Below are 2,718 nucleotides of genomic sequence, written 5' to 3' on the forward strand. Positions count from 1 at the left end.
ATATCAGCGTGATTCACCGTCGACCTTACTGCTACGTCGCCCTCAGGAAATTCCTTTGCCTATGGAAAAACCGCAAACCTGGATATCGCGATTGACACGGAAAGTCATATCAGCGGCTCACGCGGGCCATTCGTGCACGCGCGTGCACGTGAGGCATGATGGTGATCCGGACTGCACGGTCAGGTAGCGGGTGCCGGCGGACTGACTGACGTGTGCAGCTTCTCGGCCACGCGCCATGGCAGAAGCTCGTCGATGCGATTGATTTTGTGGTCAGCGATGTGGGTTAGCACATAGTCCAGATAGGCGCGCGGATCGATGTCGTTCAGTGCACAAGTACCGATCAGGGCGTACATCGCGGCTGCGCGTTCGCCGCCGCTGTCGGAACCGGCAAACAGGAAATTCTTCCGACCCAGGCTTACACAGCGCAGCGCGTTCTCCGCGATGTTGTTGTCGATCTCGAGCGTACCGTCTTCGCAATACAGCGCCAGTGCGCTCCACTGGTTGAGCGAGTAGTTGATCGCCTTGGCTGTCTCGGACATCGACGACAGCGTTTCGAGCTTTGCCCTGAGCCACGCTTCGTAGATTTGCAGCAGTGGCCTGGCCTTCTCCTGCCGTATTCGTAGCCGTTCGGCCGCGGGCTTGCCGCGGATGGTGGCTTCAATGCTGTAGAGCTCGCCGATATAGTTGAGCGCCTTTTGCGTCGTATAGGATGGCGTGCGCACGTGGATGTCGTAGAACTTTCTCCTCGCGTGGGCATGACATGCCGCTTCGCGTATCGAGCCGGCGCGGAACAGCTCGTCGAAGCCTGCGTAAGCGTCCGCTTGCAGGGTTCCCTTGAAGCTGGCGAGATGAGTTTGAGGATGGATGCCCTGTCGGTTCGGCGAGTACGCGAACCAGACTGAGGCCGGTTCCGTTGAACCCGAGCGATGATCGTCCCGCACGTAGACCCACAGCCGGCCGGTGCGGGTCTTCCTGTTGCCCGGTGCGAGCACCGGGATCGGCGTGTCATCCGCGTGCAGCTTGGTGGCGGCCACCGTATAGCGACGCAGCGCCTCTGTTAGCGGTGCGCACAGTGCCTCGCATTGGCCGACCCAGCGGCCCATACTGGCCCGATCGAGCATCACGCCCGTCGCGCGCCGCGATCGTCGATTGCCGGTACAACGGCTGATGGTCTGCATACTTCGAGACGAGGATGTCCGCCAGCAAGCTCGGATGGGCAATGCTCCGCTCGATCGGCAGGCCGGGCATCATCGGCTGGGTGATGGCGCTGCAGCATGGGCAAACCAGTTTGCGCCGGATCGTGCGAATGACCTTGAACGCCGCTGCGACCCGGGCGAGTTGTTCGGACACGTCCTCGCCGAGCACCCGCATTGGTTGACCGCAGTCCGGGCAACCTGATTCGGGTTCGAGTACATGATCCTCGCGCGGCAAATGCGCGGGAAGCGCTTGCCTCGACGCCGCTTCGTCCGTCGTCGCATTCGAGGTGGACGCATTTGCACCGCGGGCCTGCGCACGCTGCACATCCGTAACGCCGCGCCCGGCGGCCAGATCCTCGAGTTGAGTCTCGAGCGTCTCGATCTGCCGCTGCAACTGCTCGGACTTGCGACCGAACTGCATGCGCCTGAGCTTATCGATCTGGGCCTTGAGCTGCCCGATCTCGACATCCCGCTCGGCAAGCAGACTACGGGCCTCGACCAGCAAGGCCTTCAGGAGTTCGACATCGTCAGGAAGACCGGCGCCGTTCGACATGCGCCGTAGTTTACGAGTCTGCCGCGCGGTTTACAACATCGATAGTACGGCGGTCCGACGAGGCTGTCTCCAGTCGATGCCCTCAAGCAGCATCGACAGTTGTGCTGAGCTCAGATGGACCTTGCCACTGTCAGCCTGGGGCCAGATAAAACGGCCTCGTTCAAGTCGCTTCGCGAGTAGCCAGAGTCCGTCCTCGGTTGCCCAAAGGATTTTTACCAGATCGCCACGACGGCCCCGGAAGATGTAGACGTTGCCGCCCAACGGATTCTCCTCAAGCGCCGTTTGCACCTTTGCGGCAAGCCCCTGAAACCCGCAGCGCATATCCGTGACGCCCGCAGCGATCCAGATGCGCGTGCCTGCCGGGAGCGAAATCATGAGCGCAGACTACCCAGCACAATTCGCAACAGGTCGGCATCGACCAGACCGTCCACTTTAACCACCGTACGGCCGATCCGGATCTCGATCGTGCCGGCAGCTAATGCAGGCCTTGTGTTCTGCGCTTGTGGCTCAACCGAAGATGATGCGCCAACCTCCGCTCGCGCGTCGTCTACAAGTACAACCGGAATGAGCCCAGTAGACTGAGCTTGCTGCTCGGCCAGATAACGCCGCCGCCAGGTGAACAGCATGTTCGCATTGATGCCGTTCTCGCGGGCCAGTTTCGAGACTGAAACGCCAGGCTCGCAAGCCGCAGCCGCCAGTCGATCACGAAGCTCCCGGGCGTAGTTCGGGCGCCCCGTTCGGGTACCTGGCTTTTTCTCTTCAGACTGTGACAAAGTGGTGTCCATCAAATCGGAATGATGGACATTACTTTGGTGTTTATCTCAGTCTCCGCCTACGATGGTCGGCGCGAGCCGACTGATATGACTTTCCGTGTCAATCGCGATATCCAGGTTTGCGGTTTTTCCATAGGCAAAGGAATTTCCTGAGGGCGACGTAGCAGTAAGGTCGACGGTGAATCACGCTGATATC

The 2,718-nt window shown here is 60.5% G+C and carries 2 protein-coding genes and 1 pseudogene; all 3 read right to left on the minus strand.

The window, feature by feature from the left end; genetic code table 11:
* Positions 1-179: 179 nt before the first annotated feature.
* Positions 180-1,749, minus strand: a pseudogene (gene tnpC / locus ACTJLC_RS31630) (IS66 family transposase).
* Between the two features lie 30 nt (positions 1,750-1,779).
* Positions 1,780-2,124: an IS66 family insertion sequence element accessory protein TnpB gene (gene tnpB, locus ACTJLC_RS31635; protein WP_310136397.1), complete on the minus strand. Its 345-nt coding sequence runs from the start codon at positions 2,122-2,124 to the stop codon at positions 1,780-1,782.
* Positions 2,121-2,534 carry an IS66-like element accessory protein TnpA gene (gene tnpA, locus ACTJLC_RS31640; protein ID WP_310136399.1) on the minus strand — a complete coding sequence of 138 codons (414 nt, stop codon included), beginning with the start codon at positions 2,532-2,534 and terminating at the stop codon, positions 2,121-2,123. The genes tnpB and tnpA overlap by 4 nt, the downstream gene beginning before the upstream one ends.
* Positions 2,535-2,718 lie beyond the last annotated feature (184 nt).

This window comes from Paraburkholderia sp. 22099 (assembly GCF_052045835.1).
GTDB classification, from domain to species: Bacteria; Pseudomonadota; Gammaproteobacteria; order Burkholderiales; family Burkholderiaceae; genus Paraburkholderia; species Paraburkholderia terricola.

Coding starts and splice junctions, on each gene's coding strand:
- tnpA (WP_310136399.1), bottom strand. CDS start 2,534: ATGGACACCACTTTGTCACAGTCTGAAGAGAAAAAGCCAGGTACCCGA.
- tnpB (WP_310136397.1), bottom strand. CDS start 2,124: ATGATTTCGCTCCCGGCAGGCACGCGCATCTGGATCGCTGCGGGCGTC.